Consider the following 21,280-nt stretch of genomic DNA (forward strand, 5'->3'; position numbering starts at 1 on the left):
TTCCGAGAGGTCACCCCCATGCCTTCGACCGCACCGCTTCACCTGGCCGCCGGGATCGGCGGTCCACCCCGCTACGACGCCGCGCACTACATCGGCCTCGCCAGGCTCGCCGAGCGCGGCGCCCTCGACTTCGTCACGCTCGGCGACTCCTTCGCCCGGCCGGGACTCGACGCGCTCGCCGTGCTCTCCCGGGTCGCGCCGGCCACCGACCGGATCGGTCTGGTGCCCACCGTCACCACCACCCACACCGAGCCGTTCCATGTGTCGTCCGCCGTGGCCACCCTGGACTGGGTGAGCCGGGGCCGGGCGGGCTGGCACGTCGACGTGTCGACGACCGAGGCCGAGGCCCGGCTCTTCGGCCGGCGTCCGGCCGCGCCCGCCGAGGAGCTGTGGCGCGAGGCCGGTGAGGCCGCCGACGTGGGTGCCCGGCTCTGGGACAGCTGGGAGGACGACGCCGAGATCCGGGACGTCGCCACCGGGCGCTTCATCGACCGCGACAAGCTGCACTACGTCGACTTCGAGGGCGCCTCCTTCTCGGTCCGCGGCCCGGCCATCGTGCCCCGGCCTCCGCAGGGACACCCGGTCACCGTCGTCGACGGCACGAGCGGCCCGGCCGGAGAGATCGCGGCCCGCCATGCCGATGTCGTCCTCGTACGGGCCACCGCTCCCGAGCGCGCCGCCGCGATCCGCTCCGATCTGCGGCGGCGCGCCGCCGCGTACGGACGCGACCCCGACACCCTGCGGGTGCTGCTCGCGCTCACCGTCGACCTCGGCGACGCCGAGACCGCGCCGGAGCCCGGACTGGAGAGCGGACCCCCGCTCGCCGCCGGCGGCTCCTACTACCGGGGTGGTCCGGTCGACCTCGCCGAACTGATCACCCAGTGGCACCGCGGGGGAGCGGTGGACGGTTTCCACCTCACGCCCATCACCCCCGAGCGCGACCTCGAACGGATCGTCAACGGCACCGTGACCCTGCTTCAGCACCGCAGCCTGTTCCGCACCTTCTACCCCGGGGGAACCCTCCGCGAGCACCTGGGGCTGGCCCGCCCCGCCAACCGGTACGCCCTCGAAGGAGGACGCGCATGAGCACCCCGACCAGGCAGATGCACCTCGCCGCCCACTTCCCGGGTGTGAACAACACGACCGTCTGGGCGGATCCGCGCTCCGGGAGCCAGATCGACTTCTCCTCCTTCGAGCACCTCGCCCGCACGGCGGAACGCGGCACGTTCGACTTCTTCTTCCTCGCCGAGGGGTTGCGGCTGCGCGAGCACAAGGGCCGGGTCCACGACCTGGACGTGGTCGGCCGCCCGGAATCCCTCACCGTGCTGGCCGCGCTGGCGGCCGTGACCGACCGGCTGGGTCTCGCCGCGACCGTCAACACCACGTTCAACGAACCGTACGAACTGGCCCGTCGCCTCGCCACCCTCGACCACCTCAGCAACGGCCGGGCCGCCTGGAACGCGGTGACCTCCCCGGACGCCTTCACCGGGGAGAACTTCCGGCGTGGCGGCTATCTCGACCGGGCCGACCTCGCCCGGGGCTCCGGGGCCGCCGGAACGGAGGGAACCCCCTATGCCCGGGCGGCCGAGTTCGTCGCCACCGCCCGTGAACTGTGGGACACCTGGACCCCGGACGGCACCTCGCGCCCGTTCGCGCACCACGGGCAGCACTTCGCCGTCGAGGGGGAGTTCACCGTCCCGCGTTCCCCGCAGGGCCATCCGGTCGTCATCCAGGCAGGGGACTCCCCGGAGGGACGCGAGTTCGCCGCGTCCGCCGCCGATGTCGTCTTCACCCGGCACGGCACCCTGGAGGCCGGCCGCACCTTCTACGCCGACGTCAAGGCGCGGCTGGCGAAGTACGGCCGGCAACCCGACGAACTGAAGATCATGCCCGGGGTCACCTACGTGCTCGGCGACAGCGACGCCGAGGCCCAGGAGCGGGCGGCCGAGATCCGTCGCCGCCAGGTCTCCCCGCAGAACGCGCTGCTGGCCCTGGAACAGATCTGGGGCCGTGACCTCTCCTCGTACGACCCCGACGGACCGCTTCCCGAGATCGATCCGGACCCCGGGTCCGCACTGGCCCAGGGCCGGGTCAGGCGCGGCGACCCGTTCGAGGTCGCGGCCCGCTGGCGTGCGCTGTCGAAGGAGAAGGGGCTGTCGATCCGGCAGACCGTCATCGAGACGACCGGGCGGCAGTCCTTCATCGGCAGCCCGCGGACGGTCGCGGCGCGGATGGCGGAGTTCGTCGCGGCCGACGCCGCCGACGGATTCATCCTCGTTCCGCATCTCACTCCGGGCGGTCTGGACGACTTCGTCGACCGGGTCGTTCCGCTTCTCCGGGAGCGCGGTGTGTTCCGCTCCGCGTACACCGGTTCCACGCTGCGGTCGCACCTCGGGCTCGCCGAGCCCGTGTGGAAGGGTTGACCGCATGAGCAAGGACGCACATCAGCCGCACGATTCCGGACAGGCGGCACAGGACTGGAAGCACTGGCACGAGGAGCGCACCGCCACGGTCGCCGCCCCGTACGGACCGCTCTCCCTCACCGGCACCCACTGGCTCGCCGACCACCCGGAGGGCCGCCTCCCCGGGGTGCCGGGGCAGTGGCGGGAGGACGGCGGGGAGCTGGTGCTCACCGCCGTCGCCGACGACGGCCTGACCGTCGACGGCAAGCCCTTCACCGGCCAGGTCCGCCTCACCGCCGACCGCGGCCCGATCGACGAGTCCCGCGTCGCCCACGGCGAGCGGCGACTGGTCGTGCTGAGCCGCGAAGGACTCTGGGCCGTCCGGGACTTCGACCCCGACTCCGCGGCGCGGCGCGCCTTCCGGGCGATCGAGGCCACCCCGTACGACGCCCGCTGGGTGCTGCCGGGCATCTTCCGCCCGTACGAGAGCGCCCGTACCGTCCGGGTCGAGAACGCCGACGGGGTCGAGCGCGGCCTCGGGCTCGCCGGTGAGGTCGCCTTCGAGGCCGACGGCAGGGAGCACACGCTTCAGGTCGCGGTCGAGCCCGATGGCTCGCTCTGGGCGGTCTTCGCGGACGCGACCAGCGGAAGCAGCAGTTACCGCTTCCGGTTCCTGCGGCCCGCGGCCCCGGCCGGGGACGGCGGCGTGACGGTCGACCTCAACCGTGCGCTGCTGCCGCCCTGTGCCTTCGCGGACCATTTCATCTGTCCTTTCCCGCCGCCCGGCAACACCCTTTCCCTCGCCGTCGAGGCGGGGGAGCGCAGTCGCGTCGACGGCTGACGCACCGCCACGACGTCCCGGGACAACGGCTCCGGCGGCCCCGTGCCGCCGGAGCCGCCCCCTGCCGTGCGCCGGGTCCGGGTCAGAAGGCCCTCTTGCGCCGGAAGTTCACGCCTTGAATACTCCCGAGCAGCGCTTGTCAGGAACACGGCATTCCCCTTGGGTGTGCCGTGCGAACGACTGCGCCTCACGGGTCCGACCACCCCACGGGCGGGCCCCCGACTTCCCCTCGGGAGGAATGACAAGTGAGGATCAAGCGCACCACCCCCCGCAGCGGCACCGCGAGACGCACCAGGGCTGTCGCCATCGCCGCAGGCCTTGTCGCCGTCGCCGCACTCGCCGTCCCCTCCGCCCAGGCCCACACCACCACCACTTTCAGTGCCAACCAGCTCGCCGCCGCGAGCGACGCCGTGCTCAGCGCCGACGTGGCGGGCACCGCCTGGAACATCGACCCGGCGACCGGCTCCCTCGTGGTCACCGCGGACAGCACGGTCTCGCAGGCCGAGATCAAGCAGATCAAGGAGTCCGTCGGAGCCAACGCGGGCGCTCTGCGGATCGAGCGCACCTCCGGCACGTTCAGCAAGCTGCTCGCCGGCGGTGACGCGATCTACGCCCCCGGCTGGCGCTGCTCCCTCGGCTTCAACGTCCAGAGCGGAAGCACCTACTACTTCCTGACGGCCGGTCACTGCACCGACGGCAACCCGCCCTGGTACACCAACTCCTCCAACTCGACCAGCATCGGTCCGACGGTGGGGTCCAGCTTCCCGACCAACGACTACGGCCTGGTGCGCTACTCCAACACCGCGCTCGCCCACCCGGGCACCGTCGGCAGCGTCGACATCACCGGAGCGGCCAACGCCACGGTCGGCATGTCCGTCACCCGCCGAGGGTCCACCACGGGCATCCACAGCGGGTCGGTCACCGGTCTCAACGCCACGGTCAACTACGGCAACGGGGAGATCGTCTACGGCATGATCAAGACGAACGTGTGCGCGGAGCCCGGCGACTCCGGCGGTCCGCTCTACTCCGGCTCCCTGGCGATCGGCCTCACCTCGGGCGGCAGCGGCGACTGCACCTCCGGTGGGACGACGTACTTCCAGCCGGTCACCGAGGCGCTCAGCGCGTACGGGGTCAGCATCTACTGACGCTCCGCCGCCCCGGTCCGGACCCCGGACCCATGGTCGGCCGAGACGGAGCCCTCACCCGAATCCTGGGTGGGGGCTCCCGTTCACCCCGCACCTTTTGAGAGGATGTGGGGCAGGCCGGTCAGGCAGGAACAAACGGGGGGCGGACGCTGTGCCTTTCGGAGGGATGCCCTCCTGGAACCCCCGGCAGACACATCAGGGGGTTCCAGATCCGTGAATCGCATCGGAGTGACCGGCCATCGCAGCATTCCGCAGGAGGCCCGTGCCCACGTGCTGGCCGGGCTGCGGGCCGCGCTCTGCGGCGTGGAAGGCTCCCTGGAGGCCCTCTCCAGTCTGGCGGTGGGGGCGGACCAGCTCTTCGCCGACCTCGCCCTGGCCCACGGCGCCGATCTGACCGTGGTCATCCCCAGCGGCGACTACGAATCCTGCTTCGCCGACGCGGCCGAACTCGCCCGCTACCGGGCCCTCAAGAACCGGGCGGTCCGGGAGGTCCGGCTCGACTACCCGCACTCCACCGACGAGGCGTACTACGCGGCGGGCGCCTACATCGCCGACCACTGCGACCGGCTGCTCGCCGTGTGGGACGGAAAACCGGCCCGCGGCTTCGGCGGCACGGGTGACATCGTGACCTACGCCCGTAGCCTGGGCCGCCCGGTCACCGTGATCTGGCGCGAGGGCGTGGAGCGCGCCTGACATCTCCTCGGCGGTCGCGGACGACGGCGTGGAGGGCGCCCGGGCCTTCCTCGGCCGTCGTGCGCGACCGCCTGGAGCGCACCCGGGCCTCCCTCGGCCGTCGTGTGCGACCGTGTCACGGAACCGACTGACGTCACGTCATGTCTGGTGCCGGGCCAGCCAGTCGGTGTGCTGGGGGGAGACGATCCGCTCGGTCTCGAAGACCGCCCGCGGCCACTGACGCTCCGTCAGCGTCGTCTCCATCGCGACCTGCATCGACTCCAGGTCCTGCTCCACCAGCGAGTGCGCCGAGATCAGCGGTTGGTGGCGGCGCATCTCGTTCCATGCCAGGCAGGCCGCCGCCGCGGCCGACAGCACCCCGGTCAGGGCGAAGGACTGGGTGACGGAGAACGTCCGCAGCAACGCGAACACCAGGGCGAGCGCCGTCAGGAAGGCAATGGTGGTCGACCAGACGAGCGTGGCCCGCCGGGACACCTCCTGGCGCCTGCGGTACCAACTGCGCTGCTCTATCAGCCGGTCCCGGACATACGTCTCCTTGCGCACGGTGAACGCCTTGTTCCGCAACTCGTGCATGGACTCCGTTATCAGCCCGCCGGAATCCGCCGTCAGGTCGCGGGGGTCGGCCCACCCCACCTTCCGGAGCTCCTGAAGGCCCTCTTCGAGACGATTCGCGAACACCGCCTCGGGGTGCTGGGCGGAGGTGTCGAACGGTGCGCCATGCACCGAGTAGCGCCAGCACATCGACTTGATGAACTCGGCCGCCGAGCGGTTGAGTTGCCATTGCGACTTTGCTTTGCGCCGGGCGGTGAGGTACGTCGTGACCAGAACCCCGAGGTAGGCCAACACGCCGAGGAAATCCGCGAGTTGGAACGTGTCACCCATCCTCGCGTGCCAGGGCACGGCAGCCGGCAGCGACCCCACGACCAGGAGAATCAGCTGGAAACGGGTGGTGTTCACGGCCTCCCGCTGGCGCGCGATGGCGATCGCGTCCGTGTGGTGGAAGAGCGCCGGCAGGTCGGCGTTCCTGAACACCATGCTCTGCAGCGGTCCGGGAATCGCCGTCATGTTCACTCCCGTCTGCGGTTGTGGGCATGCCCATGGGTGAGTCGAACGGGGGCCCGAGCGTAGAGGTGCGCTGTCGGGCAGGCAATGGAGCCTGGGCGGCAGCGGCACTTTTCGGTCCCGGGCGGACCCCCTCGTGCGATCCGGTTCGCTGTGAGAATCTTGTCCAACTGCCCACAGTACGCGGCAGGTTGCTTTCTGTACTTCTTTTGGTGACCACCTGACGGGGGCGGGGATGAGCGAAGAGGACCAGGGGAACACGGTCGCACTGTCCGACACGCAGCGGCGGATCCGGCGCAACCCCTTGCTGTTCACCACGCCGCTCGTACTCCTCGGTCTGCTGATCGTGGTCCTCGTCTGGGAGGCGATCCGGGCCAACGTGACGGGCCAGGGGCGGACCGAGTGGCCGTGGCGCCTGCAGTTGCTCGACGCGCAGGTGCTGGGAAGCCTGCTGGCGGTCTCGATGGGGGCCGTGCTGGCCCGGGCGCAGTACGCCCGCACGGTGAGGCCGTACCTGGGCTGGCGGGGTTCCTGGACGAAGGGGCATCTGACGCCGGACGTGCCTGCCTGGCGCGTCGGAATACTCAACGGCGGCCAGCACATGGCCGTGATCGATTCATGGGACATCCGGGTGGTCATGAAGGGCGCGAAGGAATCCGCCCACGCGTCGTGGAGCAGTGTCCCGGCCGCGGTGGCCGAACTGGCCGAGGCCGGACTGGTCATCGGCGAGGACTTCCGGCTCATCGGGTTCGGCCCGGGCTTTCCCCTGGTGGGCGGTACGGGCGGTCATGACACGGTGCTGGTCGGCGCGTTCTCCGAGACCTTCGTCGAACGGGTCCAGTCGCTCTACGTGCGCGCCAGGGTCACGGACGTCGTGGGTGACACCCATGAGCGGACCATGGACTGCCTGAAGGGCGTGTGGACGGACCGGGCCGCCCCGGCGGGCTGACTCCTCCGCCGTATGCCGCGCGACGCCGTCGGAAGGCGGCGGCGGAGGTGTCGGCCCTGTCCCTCGATCACCGGCCCCACCAGTGATTCTCCGTCACTCGCGGGAGGAAGTGGGGGTTCCGTCCGAACGGCGGGAAAAGTCCTGTGTGCCACTCGTGTGACGAGTAGATCTCCGCAGTTGCATAGCCGGTTCAGGGGAGTAAAGTCATGCCGCCAGGCACTGTGGTCGTACAGAAACTGGCTGCTTTCCTCAAGATCCGGAACACTCTCCATCAAGGACGGCCATGAAGACCTCTGAATCCCCTCGCGCCTTCGCTGTTGCGAAGAATGGCCCTGTGCCGCTCTCCAAGATCGAAACTCGTGGTGCAGAAGCCACCAGGAAGCTCGGCCGAGTGTTCTCGGCCGCGACCGACCGCCACACCCAGGCGTCGACCTTCAGTTCTGCGCTCTGATTCGCGTTGCATGCTGGCTAGACTGAGGGAATGACAGGACCCCTGGTCCCATTCCGCGAAATTGTGCTCAAAGTGCACAGCAGGTGCGATCTTGCCTGCGATCATTGCTACGTCTACGAACATGCAGATCAGAGCTGGCGTACCCGCCCGAAAACGATCTCTGACGACGTCATCTTCCAGACAGCTCAGCGCCTGGCCGAGCATGCCGCAACGCATGCGTTGCCCTCCGTGTCAGTGATCCTGCACGGAGGGGAGCCCCTACTGGCCGGCCCCGCCCGGCTGCGGCGCGTCTGCGAAGAGCTGACGTCGGCGTTCAGCGGCATCGCCGATCTGGACCTGCGCATCCATACCAACGGCCTGCAGCTCAGCCCCCGCTATCTCGATCTCTTCGACGAGTTCGGCGTCAGGGTCGGCATCTCCCTCGACGGCGACCGGGCCGCCAACGACCGGCACCGCCGCTACGCCGACGGGCGCAGCAGCCACCCACTGGTCCTCAAGGCCGTCGAGCTGTTACGGCAGGAGCGCTACCGCCATCTCTACCTCGGCCTCCTGTGCACCGTCGACATCCGGAACGACCCGCGTGCGGTCCTCGACGCGCTCACCGAGCTCGACCCGCCGCTCATCGACTTCCTGCTTCCGCATGCCACGTGGGACGAGCCTCCGCCCCGCCCGGACGGATCACCCACCGCCTACGCCGACTGGCTCCTCGCGGTCTTCGACCGCTGGCAGGAGCAGGGGCGCCCGGTGCCGGTACGGCTCTTCTCCTCGGTGCTGTCCACCCTGAGCGGCGGCCCCAGCCTCACGGAGTCCCTGGGGCTCGCGCCCACCGACCTCGTCGTCGTCGAGACCGACGGCCAGTTGGAACAGGTCGACTCGCTCAAGAGTGCCTACGAAGGCGCGGCGGCCACCGGATTCGACGTCTTCACCCACACCTTCGACGAGGTCGCGGCCCACCCCGGGATGCAGGCCCGCCAACTCGGACTGGCCGGCGTCAGCGAGACCTGCCGCCAATGCCCGGTCGTACGTTCGTGCGGTGGTGGCCTCTACACCCACCGGTACCGCTCCACGGGGCCGTCCGGCGCGTTCGACAACCCGTCCGTGTACTGCGCCGACCTCGAAGCCCTGGTGCGCGGCGTCGAGGCGCGTACGGCGGCGGCCCTCGTCGCCCCCGCGGTGACGGGGCCGGCCGAACTGCTGGCCGCCCAGCTCGACCTCACCCGTACCCTGCTCGCCCGGCTGAACGCCGACATCGGACGGCACGGCGGCGAGCCGTGGGAGGCCGCCTGGGAGCTGGCCGGAACCATCGAGGAGTCCGCGGAAGGGGCCCGCGGTCTGGACGAGGTGCTGGCCCGGCCCTACACCCGCAGCTGGCTGCTCCATGCGCTGCAGCTGGTCCACGAGCCGCCCGGGGCGGCGCGGGTGGCGCGTCGGATGCCGGCGTACCTCGCCGCCGCTGCCGTACGCGCCGGCCTCGATCTGCCCGTCCGGGTGACGTTCTCGGACGGCAGGATCTTCCTGCCCGGCCTCGGCGAGCTGCGGATCGCGGACACCCGGGCGCACGGCACGGCCACGGTGCGGGCCACCGAGGACGGATTCCTGGTCCGGCGGGAAGAGGGCGACCTGGCCGAGCTGCGGGTCGTACGGCCGGAGGCGGCCGGTCCCGGCTGGCGGCCGCTGCGCCGGCTCGCGACGCCCGGCTCGGCGTCCGGCCTGGTGCTCGACGACCTGGACCCGTACCGGGACTGCTTCCCCGTGCCCGCCGCGGGCGCCCTCGACGACCGGGCCGCCGCCGACCTGGAGGCCAGGATCGGTGAGGCCTGGACACTGATCGAGGCGAAGGCTCCCGGGCGTACCGGGGAGATGGCCGGCTGCCTCACCACCCTCACACCGCTGACCGGCCTGGCGCCGTCGGAGCCCGCCGTCGGGCGGCACGGATACGGGGCGTTGGGGATCGCCGCCGACGGCAGCGCGCAGGAGCTGGCGTTCGCGCTGCTGCGGGGCTTCCGGCGGGCCGAATTGCGGGCGCTTCGCGATGTCACGGATCTTTACGCGGGAGACGGCTCCTGGGAACATCGGATGCCCTGGTGGGACGAATCGGTTCCGTTTTCTCGGCTGCTGGCCGAGACCTACGAGCGGATGGCGTTGGGGGTTTTCGAGCCGCGCTATCTGGAGGGCGTGTCGCAGGCCCTCGATACGCTGGAGGGCGCCGCCGAACTGACCGTCAGTGGAAAACAACTGCTTGATCTGATGCGAAAAGAGATCTGAAGCTCGCATTCCGGTTTAGTCGGCGCCGCTCGTACGCAGAGGACAACCGGGAGGAACGGCCGTAGATCGAATTCGATCAAGAGAATGAACGAGTGAACCTGGGAACGTATGACTGAAAAGTGGCGTTGAATGACCGAACGCCATGGGGGTGGAGCAACCTCCGCTCCGGAATGATGAATTCGCTCGCATTCACTTCACTCCTCGGATGCGGGTGCTCACACAGGACGGGGGTCGTGTGCACGCAACAACGCAGCAGCGAGCGGCGGACCATCGGCCGTACTTCTTCTTGAGCTATGCGCATACACCGGGATACGGCGGCGGATCGGACCCCGACATGTGGGTCGAGCGGCTCTTCCAGGATCTCTGCGGCCATGTGATGGCCATGACCGATCTGCCCGCGGGCGCGCCCGCCGGGTTCATGGACCGCGAGATACGTTCCGGTGAGGGCTGGTCGGAACGGCTCGGTGACGTGCTCGCCACCTGCCGGGTGTTCGTTCCGCTGTTCTCGCCGCGCTACTTCGCCAGTGAGATGTGCGGCAAGGAGTGGTACGCCTTCGCTCAACGCGCCATTCACTACCGGGCCCGTTCCAACCAGCCGGCCGAGGCGATCGTCCCGGCGCTCTGGGTACCCGTACCGCCGAGCCAACTACCGGGCCCCGCAGAGCGATTACAGTTCAACCACCGTGATTTCGGGGACCGTTACGTCAGCGACGGGCTCTACGGACTGATCAAACTCCGGCTCTTCGCCGAGGAGTACGAGCGCGCGGTGTACGAACTCGCCAAGCGCATCGTCAATGTCGCGGACACCGTACGGATCGGCACCGGCCGCCCCGTCGACTACCGGCTGGCGCCCAGCGCCTTCGGCCCGCCGAACAGCGGAGTCGGCGGCCCCCGCCCCATGCAGGTGACGATAGCCGCGCCCACCCGGCACGACCTGCCCGAGGGGCGCAACGCCGAGTACTACGGCGACAATCCGCAGGACTGGAATCCCTACCATCCGGCCGCCGCCCGGCCCCTGGCCTATGTCGCCGAGGACCTGGTGCGCTCCCTCAACTACCAGGCCACCATCTCCTCCTTCGACGAGGAGTCCGGGCATCCGGAGGGCAAACAGCCGCCCAGCAGACCGGAGATCCTGCTCGTCGACCGCTGGGCCCTGCAGGACGAGGACCGGCGCCGGCGGCTTGCCGCCTTCGACGCCGAGAACCGCCCCTGGGTGACGATGGTCGTGCCGTGGAACCGCGACGACCACGAGAGCAGGGCGGCCGAGGCCGAGCTGACCGAGAAGCTCGAACAGACCATGCCGACCAAGATGCGCCAGGGCCGGGCCTACTGCCGCGCCGCGGCCAAGGGTGTACCCAGCATGGATGCCTTCGGGCAGATCCTGCCGCAGGTGGTCGAGGTGGCGGCCCAGCAGTATCTGAGACACGCGGCGGTCTACCCACCCGCCACCGGTGGCGGACACACCGAACGGACACGGTTGATGGGGCCGATGGCACAGACGTTCTACACCCCAGAAACACATGACCCTGCGACGGATGCGGAGGACACGGATGACGGCCGGTCGTGACGGGCGCATCGTCACCTTCTACTCGTACAAGGGCGGCACCGGGCGCACCATGGCCCTGGCCAACACCGCCTGGATACTCGCCGCCAACGGAAAGCGGGTACTGGCCGTCGACTGGGACCTGGAGGCACCGGGGCTCCACCGGTTCTTCCACCCGTTCCTCGACCCGTCGACACTCGGCGCCACCACCGGCGTCATCGACCTGATCACCGAGTACGCGTGGGCTGCGACCAGCCCCGCCCAGCGCGCCGAGGACTGGCACCGCGACTACGCCCGGATCCAGCCGCACGCCGTGTCCCTCACACCTGAGGCGCTCGGCTGGGAGTTCCCGCACGGCGGCACCCTCGACTTCGTCTCCGCCGGCCGGCAGAACCGCGAATACTCCGCGACCGTCTCCACTTTCGACTGGGACAACTTCTACGACCGGCTCGGTGGCGGCCACTTCTTCGACGCCCTGCGCGACGACATGAAGGCCAACTACGACTACGTCCTCATCGACAGCCGGACCGGCCTCAGCGACATCGCCGACATCTGCACCGTCCATCTGCCCGACGTCCTCGTCGACTGCTTCACCCTCAGCGACCAGTCCATCGACGGTGCCGCCTCCGTCGCCCGGCAGATCTCCGAGCGCTACACCGGCCGCCCGATCTCCATCTTTCCCGTCCCGATGCGCATCGACGAGGGCGAGAAGGAGAAGGCCGACGCCGGACGGGCGCTGGCCCGGCTGAAGTTCGACCGGCTGCCGCGCGATCTCTCCGGTGACGAACTCACCGCCTACTGGGGCGCGGTGGAGATTCCGTACCGCCCCTACTACGCGTACGAGGAGACCCTCGCCACCTTCGGCGACGAGTCGGGCCTGACCAACTCACTGCTCTCCGCCTTCGAACGGCTCACCTCCGTCATCACCGGCCAGCAGATCACCTCGATGCCGCCGGTCGGCGAAGAGGTGCGGCTGCGCATCCGTGACGCGTTCACGCGGCGCAGGCCCGCGCTGCCCGCCGATCTCTTCCTCAGCTACGTGGCGGAGAACCGGATGTGGGCCGACTGGATCGAATCCGTGCTCACCCGGGCCGGATTCCGTGTCGTACCGCGCGATGTGTCCGCCGAGCGGGAGACGCCGGATCCGGAGACCGTCGCCGTCGAGAACGCGGCCCGTACCGTGGTGCTGCTCTCCAGCGCCTACCTCAAGTCGCAACGTGCGGTGAACCTCTGGGACCGGGCCGTGGCGGAGGACCCCGGCGGTGGACGGCGTCAGCTGCTGCCGTTCAGGGTCGGTGACGTACGGCTGTCCGCGCCCTACATCGACCGCAACCCCGTGGACCTCTTCCGGCTCGACGAGGTGCATGCCACCGCCGCGCTGCTGCGCGCCCTGGACCGGCCCGTACAGCTCACCGACGGGATGTCGCCCGGACCGCGGTTCCCCGGTACCGTCCCCAGGATCTGGAACGCACCGCCGCGCAACCCCGGCTTCACCGGCCGCTCCCTGGTCCTGGAGCGGATGCGCGACCAGCTCGGTGGCGGCATGGCCGTCGTGCTGCCGCAGCCGCAGACCCTGTACGGACTCGGCGGCGTCGGCAAGACCCAGGTCGCCCTGGAGTACGTGCACCGCTTCATGGCCGACTACGACCTGGTCTGGTGGATATCCTCCGAGCAGACCGACGACGTGGTGGCCGGGCTCGCCGAGCTCGCCGTCCGGCTCGGCGCCCAGGGCGGCGACGACATGGCGGCCGCCTCCCAGGAGGCCGTGGACCTGCTGCGGCGCGGTGTGCCCTCGGACCGCTGGCTGCTGGTCTTCGACAACGCCGACGATCCCGAACGGCTCAGGCGCTACTTCCCGCAGGGCGGCTCCGGGCACATCCTGGTCACCTCCCGCAACCAGGCCTGGTCCCAGCACGGCGACGCCCTGCCCGTCGACGTCTTCCTGCGCGAGGAATCCATCGAGCACCTCCAGCGCCGGGCCCCGGGGCTGAGCGACGAGGACGCCGCCCAGGTGGCCACCGCGGTCGGTGACCTGCCGCTCGCCGTCGAACAGGCGGCGGCCTGGATCGCGGAGACCGCCACCCCGATCGACACCTATCTGGAACAGCTGGCGCAGCAGGCTCCCGAGGTCCTGGCGCTCAACCAGCCGGCCGGCTACCCGCAGCCGGTCGCCGCGACCTGGAACATCTCCATCGAACGGCTGAAGGAGCGCTCGCCCGCCGCGGTGCGGCTGCTTCAGCTCTGCGCCTTCTTCGCCCCCGAGCCGATCTCGGGGAACCTCCTGTACAGCAAGGAGATGATCGAGGCGCTGAAGCCGTACGACGCCTCGCTCCAGGAGAAACTGGTGCTGGGCCGGGTCATCCGGGAGATCGGCCGGTTCGCCCTCGCCAAGGTCGACCAGGTCTCCAACTCCATCCAGGTGCACCGTCTCGTCCAGGCCGTCATCCGGGCACAGCTCAGCAAGGAGGAGCAGCAGGACGCCCGGCATGCCGTCCACCGCATTCTGGCGGGCGCCCGGCCCGATGAGGACGAGCCGATCGACAACCCCGCGAACTGGCCCCAGTTCGCCACCCTCTGGCCGCACCTCGTCCCGTCCGACGCCCGCAACTGCAAGGAGCCCGAGGCCCGCAGGCTGCTGATCGACCGGGTCCGCTACCTCTGGAAACGAGGCGACTTCAGGACCGCGGGCGCCCTCGGCGAGGAGCTGCGCGCCATTTGGAAGGAGACGCTGGGGGAGCGGGACATCCAGTACCTCTACCTCTGCTTCCACCTCGCCAACATCTACCGCTCGCGCGGGCGTTATGTGGAGGCCAGGGACCTCGACGAGGTCACGCTGGCGATGCAGCAGGAGGTCCTGGGCCCGGAGCACCCGCATACGTACATGAGCACCAGCAGCCTGGCGACGGACCTCTGCACGCTCGGCGAGTACACCAGGGCGATCGAGTTGGCGACGGAGGCCACCGACGGCTTCAACCAGATCTTCCACGATTCGCATCCGAGGACCCTGGCGGCGGCCAACAACCTGGCGTTCACCCTGCGGTCCATCGGGCAGTACGCCAGGGCCAGGGAGATCGACCAGGACGTCTTCGACCGGCGGGTCGAGGTGCTCGGCGCCGAGCACCCGTACAGCCTCTCCTCGGCCATGAACCTGGCCCGCGACCTGCGCGACGTCGGGCGGTACGAGGACGCGGTCGGCATCCTCAGCCGCACGTACGACAGCTACAAGGCCACGCTCGGCCGGGCCTTCCCCGGCACGCTGAGTGCGGCGAAGAACCTGGCCGTGTCACTGCGCAGGGCGGGCAGACTGGAGGACGCCCGCAGGCTCACGGTGGCCACCCGCTCCCGGTACCGGGCCAAGTACACCTCGGCCAACCCGGAGTCGCTCGCCTGCGACCTCAATCTGGCAGCGGACCTGTTCGCGGCGGGCGAGGCGGTCGAGGCCAGGGACACCGCTCGGGAGGTCGTCGACCAGTACATGAAGGTGCCGGGGGAGAAGCACCCGTACACCCTGGCCGCCCTGAACAACCTCGGCGTCTATCTGCTGGGGGCCGGTGCGGTGGAGGAGTCGGAGCAGGTGCTGACCCGGGTGGTCGCGTCGATGCGGGAGGTGTACGGGCCCGAGCACCCCAACACCCTGTTCTGCGTCATGAATCTGGCCAACGCGACGGCCGAACGGGGCAGGCTCGAAATCGTGCTGGAGACCGAACGGAGGGTGGCAGGTCAGCTCAGGCACGTTCTCGGGGTGCACCACCCGGAGACCCTGGCCATGATGTCGAACATGGCGGTCACGCTCGATGCGATGGGGCGCAAGGACGACGCGATGCGGCTGAGGGCGGAGACGGTCGAGGAGCTGTCGCGGCAGCTCGGTGACGACCACCCGATGACCCGGATCGCCCGGGACGAGCGCCGGTTCGAGCGCGAACTGGAACCGATGCAGGTGTGAGTCGCGGGAGCGTCCGGCCGCCACCGGACGCTCCCCCTCGCTCGGTCCCGTTCCTCAGCGGGCGTCGGGCTCCAGCAGCCAGTTGAGGATCCTGGGCAGGGCGTGCAGCGCGTCGAAGTGCGCGGCTGCCGGTTCCACCACGACGGTGGAGTTCGGGATGCGCTCGGCCAGCCAGCGGGAGTGGCCCACCGGTGTGAACACGTCCTTCTCGCCGTGCCACAGCATCACGGAACCCGTGATGTCCGCAGGGTCGAAGCCCCAGGGGCTGCAGAACGCGATCGCGTCGTCGATCCAGCCCCATGCCGATGTGCGCAGCCCCTCACGGTAGTTGCGCAGCAGCATGGTGCGGACCCCGGCGTCGTTGACCACGACCCGGTCCGAATCGGTCAGCTCCCGGCGCAGATCATCGATGAGTCTGACCGGGTTCTTCCTGATCACCGCAGACCGTGAGATGAACGACTCCGCGAGCCCGTCCGGATCGGCCGTGGCGGTGGAGTACGCCAGCACATTGGAGGCGGCCATGCCCTCGAACCAGTCGAGGCCGTCGGCATCCCGGGGGGCCAGCCCGACGAGCGCGGCGGTACGGGTGACCCGTTCGGGCATCAGCGCGGCGCAGGCCAGGGCGTGCGGCGCACCACCTGACCGGCCCACCACGGCGAACTGATCCAGCCCGAGGTGGTCCGCGATGGCCCGTACGTCCTGGACGGCATCGGCGACACAGCGGCCCGGCAGCCGGTCGGAGTCGCCGTAACCCGGCCGGTCGTAGGTGATCAGCTGTGTCTTGCGCTGGTACAGCACCATGCCGCGCGGGGCCGGACCGAGCCTGCTGCCGGGCATTCCGTGCAGCAGGAAGACCGGTCTGCCGCGGGGATCCCCCAGACGCTCCACCACCAGCTGCCGCCCGTCCGCCGCGCGCATCCGACTACGCACTCCTGGCCTCCTTTGTGTGGTGCGGGCACCGCGTGCCCGACTTTCCCCGCCCGAATCGATGATGGCTCATCAGAGCCCTTAGTGACACGGGCTGTTGGGAAACCATGGGAGCCTTCGGGGGGCGCGTGGAGGTCAAGCGACCGTCGCGCTGGAGGCCAAGCCGCCTTCGCGCTGGAGGTCAAGCGGCCTTCGCGCCGGAGGTCAAGCGGCCTTCGCGCCGGATGGGGGCGGCGGTGCCACCGGCGTCATCTGTGTGCGGCGCGGGGCCGCCGGCAGGGGGCCTCGCCGGGGCGACGGCTTGCCGGAGGCCGAGGCGTGGACGTGCCCTCCGCGTCCACGGCCACAGGAGCGGGGGCGGCGCGGCCCGGTCTCCGGGCCGATGCCGAAAGCGGCGCGGTCGTCCCCGAGAGTGTCCCGCACACCGGGTATCGTACGAATGTTCGAAACTTGGTCTATGGTGGAGAGCGAGGGGTGGTGAGTACGGATCGGTCCAGGAGGCGCAGGTGGCAGGGTTCACGCATCTGCATACCGCTTCAGGGTTCTCCCTGCGGTACGGGGCCTCGCACCCGGAGCGGCTGGCGGCGCGCGCTGCGGAGCGGGGGATGGACGCTCTCGCGCTGACCGATCGCGACACACTCGCGGGCACGGTCCGCTTCGCCAAGGCATGCGAGAGCGCCGGGGTGAGGCCGCTCTTCGGGGCGGAGCTCGCGGTGGCCCCCGCGACGGTGGAGCACGTGGGAGAGGACGGACGTACGCATCGGCTGCGCACCCCGGTCCGTGGTGGTGCCTTTGTCGACGAGTCCGCACCCCGGGCCACCTTCCTCGCCCGGGACGGCGCGCAGGGCTGGGCGGCGCTGTGCCGCCTGGTCACCGCCGCCCACGCCGCCGGGTCCGGTGACGCCGGACCGCCCGTGGTCGGCCGGGCCGAGCTGCCCGCCGAAGGGCTCACCGTGCTGCTCGGCCCCGCCTCCGACATCGGCAGGGCGCTGGCCGCGGGACGCCCGGACCGGGCCGCCGTACTGCTCGCCCCCTGGCGGGAGGTCTACGGCGACGACCTGCGTCTCGAAGCCGTCCACCACGGACGCGAAGGCACCGGCCCCGGATCGCTGCGGCTGGCCGCCCGTACCGTCGGTTTCGCCGCCGAGCAGGGGGTGCGGGCGGTGCTCACCAACGCCGTGCGGTACGCCGACCCCGGGCAGGGCCCGGTCGCCGACGTGCTCGACGCGGCCCGCGGACTGGTTCCCGTCGACCCCCGCCGTGCCCCGCTCGACAGCGGTGAGCGGTGGCTGAAGGACGCCCGCGCGATGCGGGAGACCGCCGAGCGGATCGCCTCCGCCGCCGGGCTCGGCAAGGATGCCGGAGCGCGGCTGCTCGCGGAGACCCGGCATACCGCGGAGGCCTGTGTCGTCGATCCCGAGCGCGACCTCGGTCTGGGGACCGTCCACTTCCCCGAGCCGCGTCTCGTCGGCGCCGGCCGGCGCACCGCCCAGCGGGTGCTGGCCTCCCGTGCCGCCGCCGGAATGGTGCTGCACGGCTACGACCGCAGACGCGAGTACTGGGAGCGGATGCGCCAGGAGCTGGACATCATCGCCTACCACGGTTTCGCGTCCTACTTTCTGACGGTCGCTCAAGTCGTGGACGATGTAAGGGAGATGAAGGTGAGGGTGGCCGCCCGGGGGTCCGGTGCGGGCTCCCTGGTCAACCACCTCCTCGGGATCGCACACGCCGACCCGGTCGAGCACGGGCTGCTGATGGAGCGCTTCCTCTCCAAGCGCCGCGCCGTGCTGCCCGACATCGACATCGACGTCGAGTCCGCCCGCCGGCTCGACGTCTACCGCGCGATCATCGGACGCTTCGGCGCCGAACGGGTCGCGACCGTCGCCATGCCCGAGACCTACCGGGTGCGCCACGCCATCCGGGACGTCGGCGCCGCGCTCTCCATGGACCCGGCCGAGACCGACCGGCTCGCCAAGGCATTCCCGCACATCCGGGCCCGCGACGCCCGCGCGGCCATGGAGGAGCTGCCCGAGCTGCGCGAGGTGGCACGGGAGAAGGACCGCTACGGGCGGCTCTGGGAGCTGGTGGAGGCGCTGGACGCCCTGCCGCGCGGCATCGCCATGCATCCGTGCGGGGTGCTCCTCTCGGATGCCTCCCTGCTGCGCCGGGTGCCTGTCGTGCCCACCAGCGGGGAGGGCTTCCCGATGGTGCAGTTCGACAAGGAGGACGTGGAGGATCTGGGGCTGCTCAAACTCGATGTGCTGGGTGTGCGGATGCAGTCGGCGATGGCGCACGCGGTCACCGAGGTCAAGAGGGCCTCGGGGCGGGACGTGGACCTGGACGCCGTACCCCAGGGCGACCCGGAGACGTACCGGCTGATCAGGAGCGCCGAGACGCTGGGCTGCTTCCAGATCGAGTCACCGGGCCAGCGTGATCTGGTCGGCAGGCTCCAGCCCGCCACCTTCCACGACCTGGTGGTCGACATCTCGCTGTTCCGCCCCGGGCCGGTCGCCGCCGACATGGTGCGGCCGTTCATCGAGGCCCGGCACGGCCGTGCGCCCGTCCGCTACCCCCACCCCGACCTGGAGGGTCCGCTGCGCGAGACGTACGGCGTGGTCGTCTTCCATGAGCAGATCATCGAGATGGTCGACATCATGACCGGCTGCGGCCGGGGCGAGGCCGACCGGGTGCGGCGCGGACTGTCCGACCCCGTGTCCCAGGGCCGGATCAAGGTGTGGTTCGCGCAGCGGGCGGCGGCGAGGAAGTACGACGCCGAAGTGATCGCCCGGACCTGGGAGATCATCGAGGCGTTCGGCAGCTACGGTTTCTGCAAGGCGCACGCGGTCGCCTTCGCCGTGCCGACGTATCAGTCGGCGTGGCTCAAGGCGCACCACCCGGCGGCCTTCTACGCCGGGCTGCTCACCCATGATCCGGGGATGTACCCGAAGCGGCTGCTGCTCGCGGACGCGCGGCGGCGCGGGGTGCCGGTGCTGGGGCTGGATGTGAACCGGTCGGCGGCAGCTCATCGAATCGAACTGGTGTCTGATGAAGGGAAGGGGGAGGGGGTCTGGGGGGTGCGGCTCGCCCTCTCGGACGTCCATGGCATCAGCGGGGCCGAGGTCGCCCGGATCGAGGCCGGGCAGCCCTATGCCTCGCTGCTGGACTTCTGGCAGCGGGCCCGGCCGGGCAGGCCGACCGCCGAACGGCTGGCCCAGGTCGGTGCGTTGGACGCGTTCGGCGCCAACCGGCGCGATCTGCTGCTGCACCTGTCCGAACTGCACCGCGCCCAGCGGGGCACGGCCTCCGGCGGCGCCGGTGCGCAGCTCCCGCTCGGCGGCGGACGCCGGACCGGCTCCCTCGGGCTGCCCGACCTCAACGAGGCCGAACGCCTCAGTGCCGAACTCGGCGTTCTGAGCATGGATGTCTCCCGTCACCTGATGGGTGATCACCATGCTTTCCTGAAGGAGCTGGGAGCGGTCTCCGCGCAGCGGCTGCGCGATCTGCGGCACGGGGAGACCGTGCTGGTCGCGGGCGCCAAGGCGGCCACCCAGACCCCGCCGGTCCGCTCCGGCCGCCGGGTCGTCTTCACCACCCTGGACGACGGTACGGGCCTGGTCGACCTGGCCTTCTTCGACGACAGCCATGCCGCCTGCGCGCACACCGTCTTCCACTCCTGGCTGCTGCTGGTGCGCGGAGTGGTGCAGCGGCGCGGACCGCGGAGCCTGAGCGTGGTCGGCTCGGCCGCCTGGGATCTGGCGGAGCTGGCCGAGCTGCGGCGCACCGGCGGACTCGACGCGGTCGCGGCCCGGCTGGCCCAGGCGCCGGCCGGGGACGCCGCCGCCGAGGAGGAACCCGGGGGTGGTGACGGCGGTCGTCGCATCCATCTGCCGACGGGGTACGAGATGAATCCCTGGGCCGACCTCCGGCCGCCCGGCGAAGGCACCCCCACCGGAAGGAAGTTGTGGCATCAGAGTCCGGGGAGCGCGGGATGAGTACCGCACATGATGCGCCGGGAATCCTGTGTCTGCGGTTCCGCAAGGTCGGCGGCGGCCTCCCGGACAGCGCCGGTTACGAGGGGCTGCTCGCCCTGCTCGGTGCGTTCACCCCGGCGGTCGAGGCGCTCCCGCCCGACGGGGCGCTCGCCGATGTGCGCGGCGCGCTGCGCTACTTCGGGCGGGACGTGACGGGGCTGGCCTCGGTGATCCGGGTCCGCGCGCTCGCCCTGCACGGCGTGGACTGCGCGATCGGGGCCGCGGAGAACCCGATGCTGGCCCGGATGGCGGCACGGCAGGCCGTGCCCGGAACGACCTTCGTGGTGCCCGGGGGCGGGGGAGCGGAATTCCTCGCGGTCAAGCCGGCCGCCGCGCTGGACGGTGTGGGGGCGGCGACGGCCCGCACCCTGTGCGCGTACGGACTCGACTCCGCCGGCCGGATCGCGGCGGCTCCGCTCGGCACCCTGCAACGGATCACCGGCGTGAGGACCGGGCGCGAACTGTGGGAGCGGGCGCGCGGCATCGACCGTACGGCGGTCGTGCCGGGCGCCGCCGCCCGGTCGATCGCCGCCGAACGGCCCTTCCCGCGCGACGAGTTGGACCGGGAGCGGCAGCGCCGTGCGCTCATGTCGCTCACCGAGGAGCTGGGGGCCAGGATGCGCGGGGACGGGCTGGTGTGCCGGGGGCTCGCGGTCTCCGTGCGGTATGCCGACCGGACCGGGTACGCGACGCTGACCCGCAGTCGTACGCTCCGGGAGCCCACCGCCCATTCCGCGGCGCTCACCGAGCTCGCGTACCGGATCCACGACTCGTTCGCTCTGCAGCGGGCCCGGGTGCGGGGGATCGCGCTGCGTGCGGAGGGGCTGACGGACGGCGAACGGGCCGCGCACCAGCTGTCGTTCGACCCGGCGGACGAACGGTCGCGCCGGATCGAGGCGGTGGCGGACCGGTTGCGGGCCAGGTACGGCCCGCGGGCCGTGATGCCGGGGCGGCTCGGGGCCTGACGGGCCCTTGGGCCGCGTGATCGACGCGACATCATTTTTTACCGACGCGTAACTTCCCACGCC

At 70.8% G+C, this 21,280-nt stretch carries 14 protein-coding genes; 12 read left to right on the top strand and 2 right to left on the bottom strand.

Translation table 11 applies throughout. The features are described from left to right. Positions 1 to 18: 18 nt before the first annotated feature. The 5 genes from ACFVUT_RS03635 to ACFVUT_RS03655 all read left to right on the top strand — a co-directional run bounded on the left by ACFVUT_RS03635 (position 19) and on the right by ACFVUT_RS03655 (position 5,081). Positions 19 to 1,086 (top strand): LLM class flavin-dependent oxidoreductase, encoded by a 1,068-nt coding sequence (locus tag ACFVUT_RS03635; protein WP_389654971.1) that lies wholly within the window; start codon positions 19 to 21, stop codon positions 1,084 to 1,086. Next, a complete protein-coding gene (locus ACFVUT_RS03640; RefSeq protein WP_389654973.1) occupies positions 1,083 to 2,423 on the top strand; it encodes an NtaA/DmoA family FMN-dependent monooxygenase in 1,341 nt (446 codons plus the stop codon). The genes ACFVUT_RS03635 and ACFVUT_RS03640 overlap by 4 nt, the downstream gene beginning before the upstream one ends. A gap of 4 nt (positions 2,424 to 2,427) precedes the next feature. Then, positions 2,428 to 3,243, top strand: coding sequence for a DUF1684 domain-containing protein (locus ACFVUT_RS03645; protein ID WP_389654975.1), 816 nt, complete (start codon positions 2,428 to 2,430; stop codon positions 3,241 to 3,243). Between the two features lie 245 nt (positions 3,244 to 3,488). Next, positions 3,489 to 4,388, top strand: coding sequence for a S1 family peptidase (locus tag ACFVUT_RS03650; RefSeq protein ID WP_389654977.1), 900 nt, complete (start codon positions 3,489 to 3,491; stop codon positions 4,386 to 4,388). Between the two features lie 213 nt (positions 4,389 to 4,601). Continuing rightward, entirely contained in the window at positions 4,602 to 5,081 is a 480-nt protein-coding gene (locus ACFVUT_RS03655) for a hypothetical protein (protein ID WP_389654979.1), read from the top strand. Positions 5,082 to 5,219: 138 nt separating this feature from the next. On the opposite strand, the gene ACFVUT_RS03660 is transcribed toward ACFVUT_RS03655, so the two are convergent. Beyond that, entirely contained in the window at positions 5,220 to 6,146 is a 927-nt protein-coding gene (locus ACFVUT_RS03660) for a DUF4231 domain-containing protein (protein WP_389654981.1), read from the bottom strand. A gap of 232 nt (positions 6,147 to 6,378) precedes the next feature. Between ACFVUT_RS03660 and ACFVUT_RS03665 the strand changes: the two genes are divergently transcribed. The 5 genes from ACFVUT_RS03665 to fxsT all read left to right on the top strand — a co-directional run bounded on the left by ACFVUT_RS03665 (position 6,379) and on the right by fxsT (position 15,294). Beyond that, positions 6,379 to 7,092, top strand: a complete 714-nt coding sequence (locus ACFVUT_RS03665; RefSeq protein WP_389654983.1) for a hypothetical protein — start codon at positions 6,379 to 6,381, stop codon at positions 7,090 to 7,092. A gap of 283 nt (positions 7,093 to 7,375) precedes the next feature. Next, entirely contained in the window at positions 7,376 to 7,543 is a 168-nt protein-coding gene (gene fxsA, locus ACFVUT_RS03670) for an FxSxx-COOH cyclophane-containing RiPP peptide (RefSeq protein WP_389654985.1), read from the top strand. A gap of 30 nt (positions 7,544 to 7,573) precedes the next feature. Next, on the top strand, positions 7,574 to 9,808 hold the full coding sequence (gene fxsBH, locus ACFVUT_RS03675) for a radical SAM/SPASM protein FxsBH, inactivated beta-hydroxylase extension form (RefSeq protein WP_389654987.1): 2,235 nt from the start codon (positions 7,574 to 7,576) through the stop codon (positions 9,806 to 9,808). A gap of 205 nt (positions 9,809 to 10,013) precedes the next feature. After that, entirely contained in the window at positions 10,014 to 11,375 is a 1,362-nt protein-coding gene (gene fsxC / locus ACFVUT_RS03680; protein ID WP_389654989.1) for an FxsC protein, read from the top strand. Beyond that, complete coding sequence (gene fxsT / locus ACFVUT_RS03685) at positions 11,359 to 15,294, top strand: FxSxx-COOH system tetratricopeptide repeat protein (protein ID WP_389654991.1); 3,936 nt, start codon at positions 11,359 to 11,361, stop codon at positions 15,292 to 15,294. Before fsxC ends, fxsT begins: the two co-directional genes overlap by 17 nt. A gap of 54 nt (positions 15,295 to 15,348) precedes the next feature. Here the strand turns inward: fxsT and ACFVUT_RS03690 are convergent, their stop codons facing one another. Next, a complete protein-coding gene (locus ACFVUT_RS03690) occupies positions 15,349 to 16,224 on the bottom strand; it encodes an alpha/beta fold hydrolase (protein WP_389654993.1) in 876 nt (291 codons plus the stop codon). A gap of 503 nt (positions 16,225 to 16,727) precedes the next feature. Here ACFVUT_RS03690 and ACFVUT_RS03695 point away from each other — a divergent pair. Together ACFVUT_RS03695 and ACFVUT_RS03700 are read left to right on the top strand one after the other, a co-directional pair. Next, positions 16,728 to 20,213 (top strand): DNA polymerase III subunit alpha, encoded by a 3,486-nt coding sequence (locus ACFVUT_RS03695; protein ID WP_389654995.1) that lies wholly within the window; start codon positions 16,728 to 16,730, stop codon positions 20,211 to 20,213. Then, positions 20,210 to 21,217, top strand: a complete 1,008-nt coding sequence (locus tag ACFVUT_RS03700) for a hypothetical protein (protein ID WP_389654997.1) — start codon at positions 20,210 to 20,212, stop codon at positions 21,215 to 21,217. The genes ACFVUT_RS03695 and ACFVUT_RS03700 overlap by 4 nt, the downstream gene beginning before the upstream one ends. Positions 21,218 to 21,280 lie beyond the last annotated feature (63 nt).

This window comes from Streptomyces sp. NPDC058051, from assembly GCF_042885475.1.
Taxonomy (GTDB): domain Bacteria; phylum Actinomycetota; class Actinomycetes; order Streptomycetales; family Streptomycetaceae; genus Streptomyces.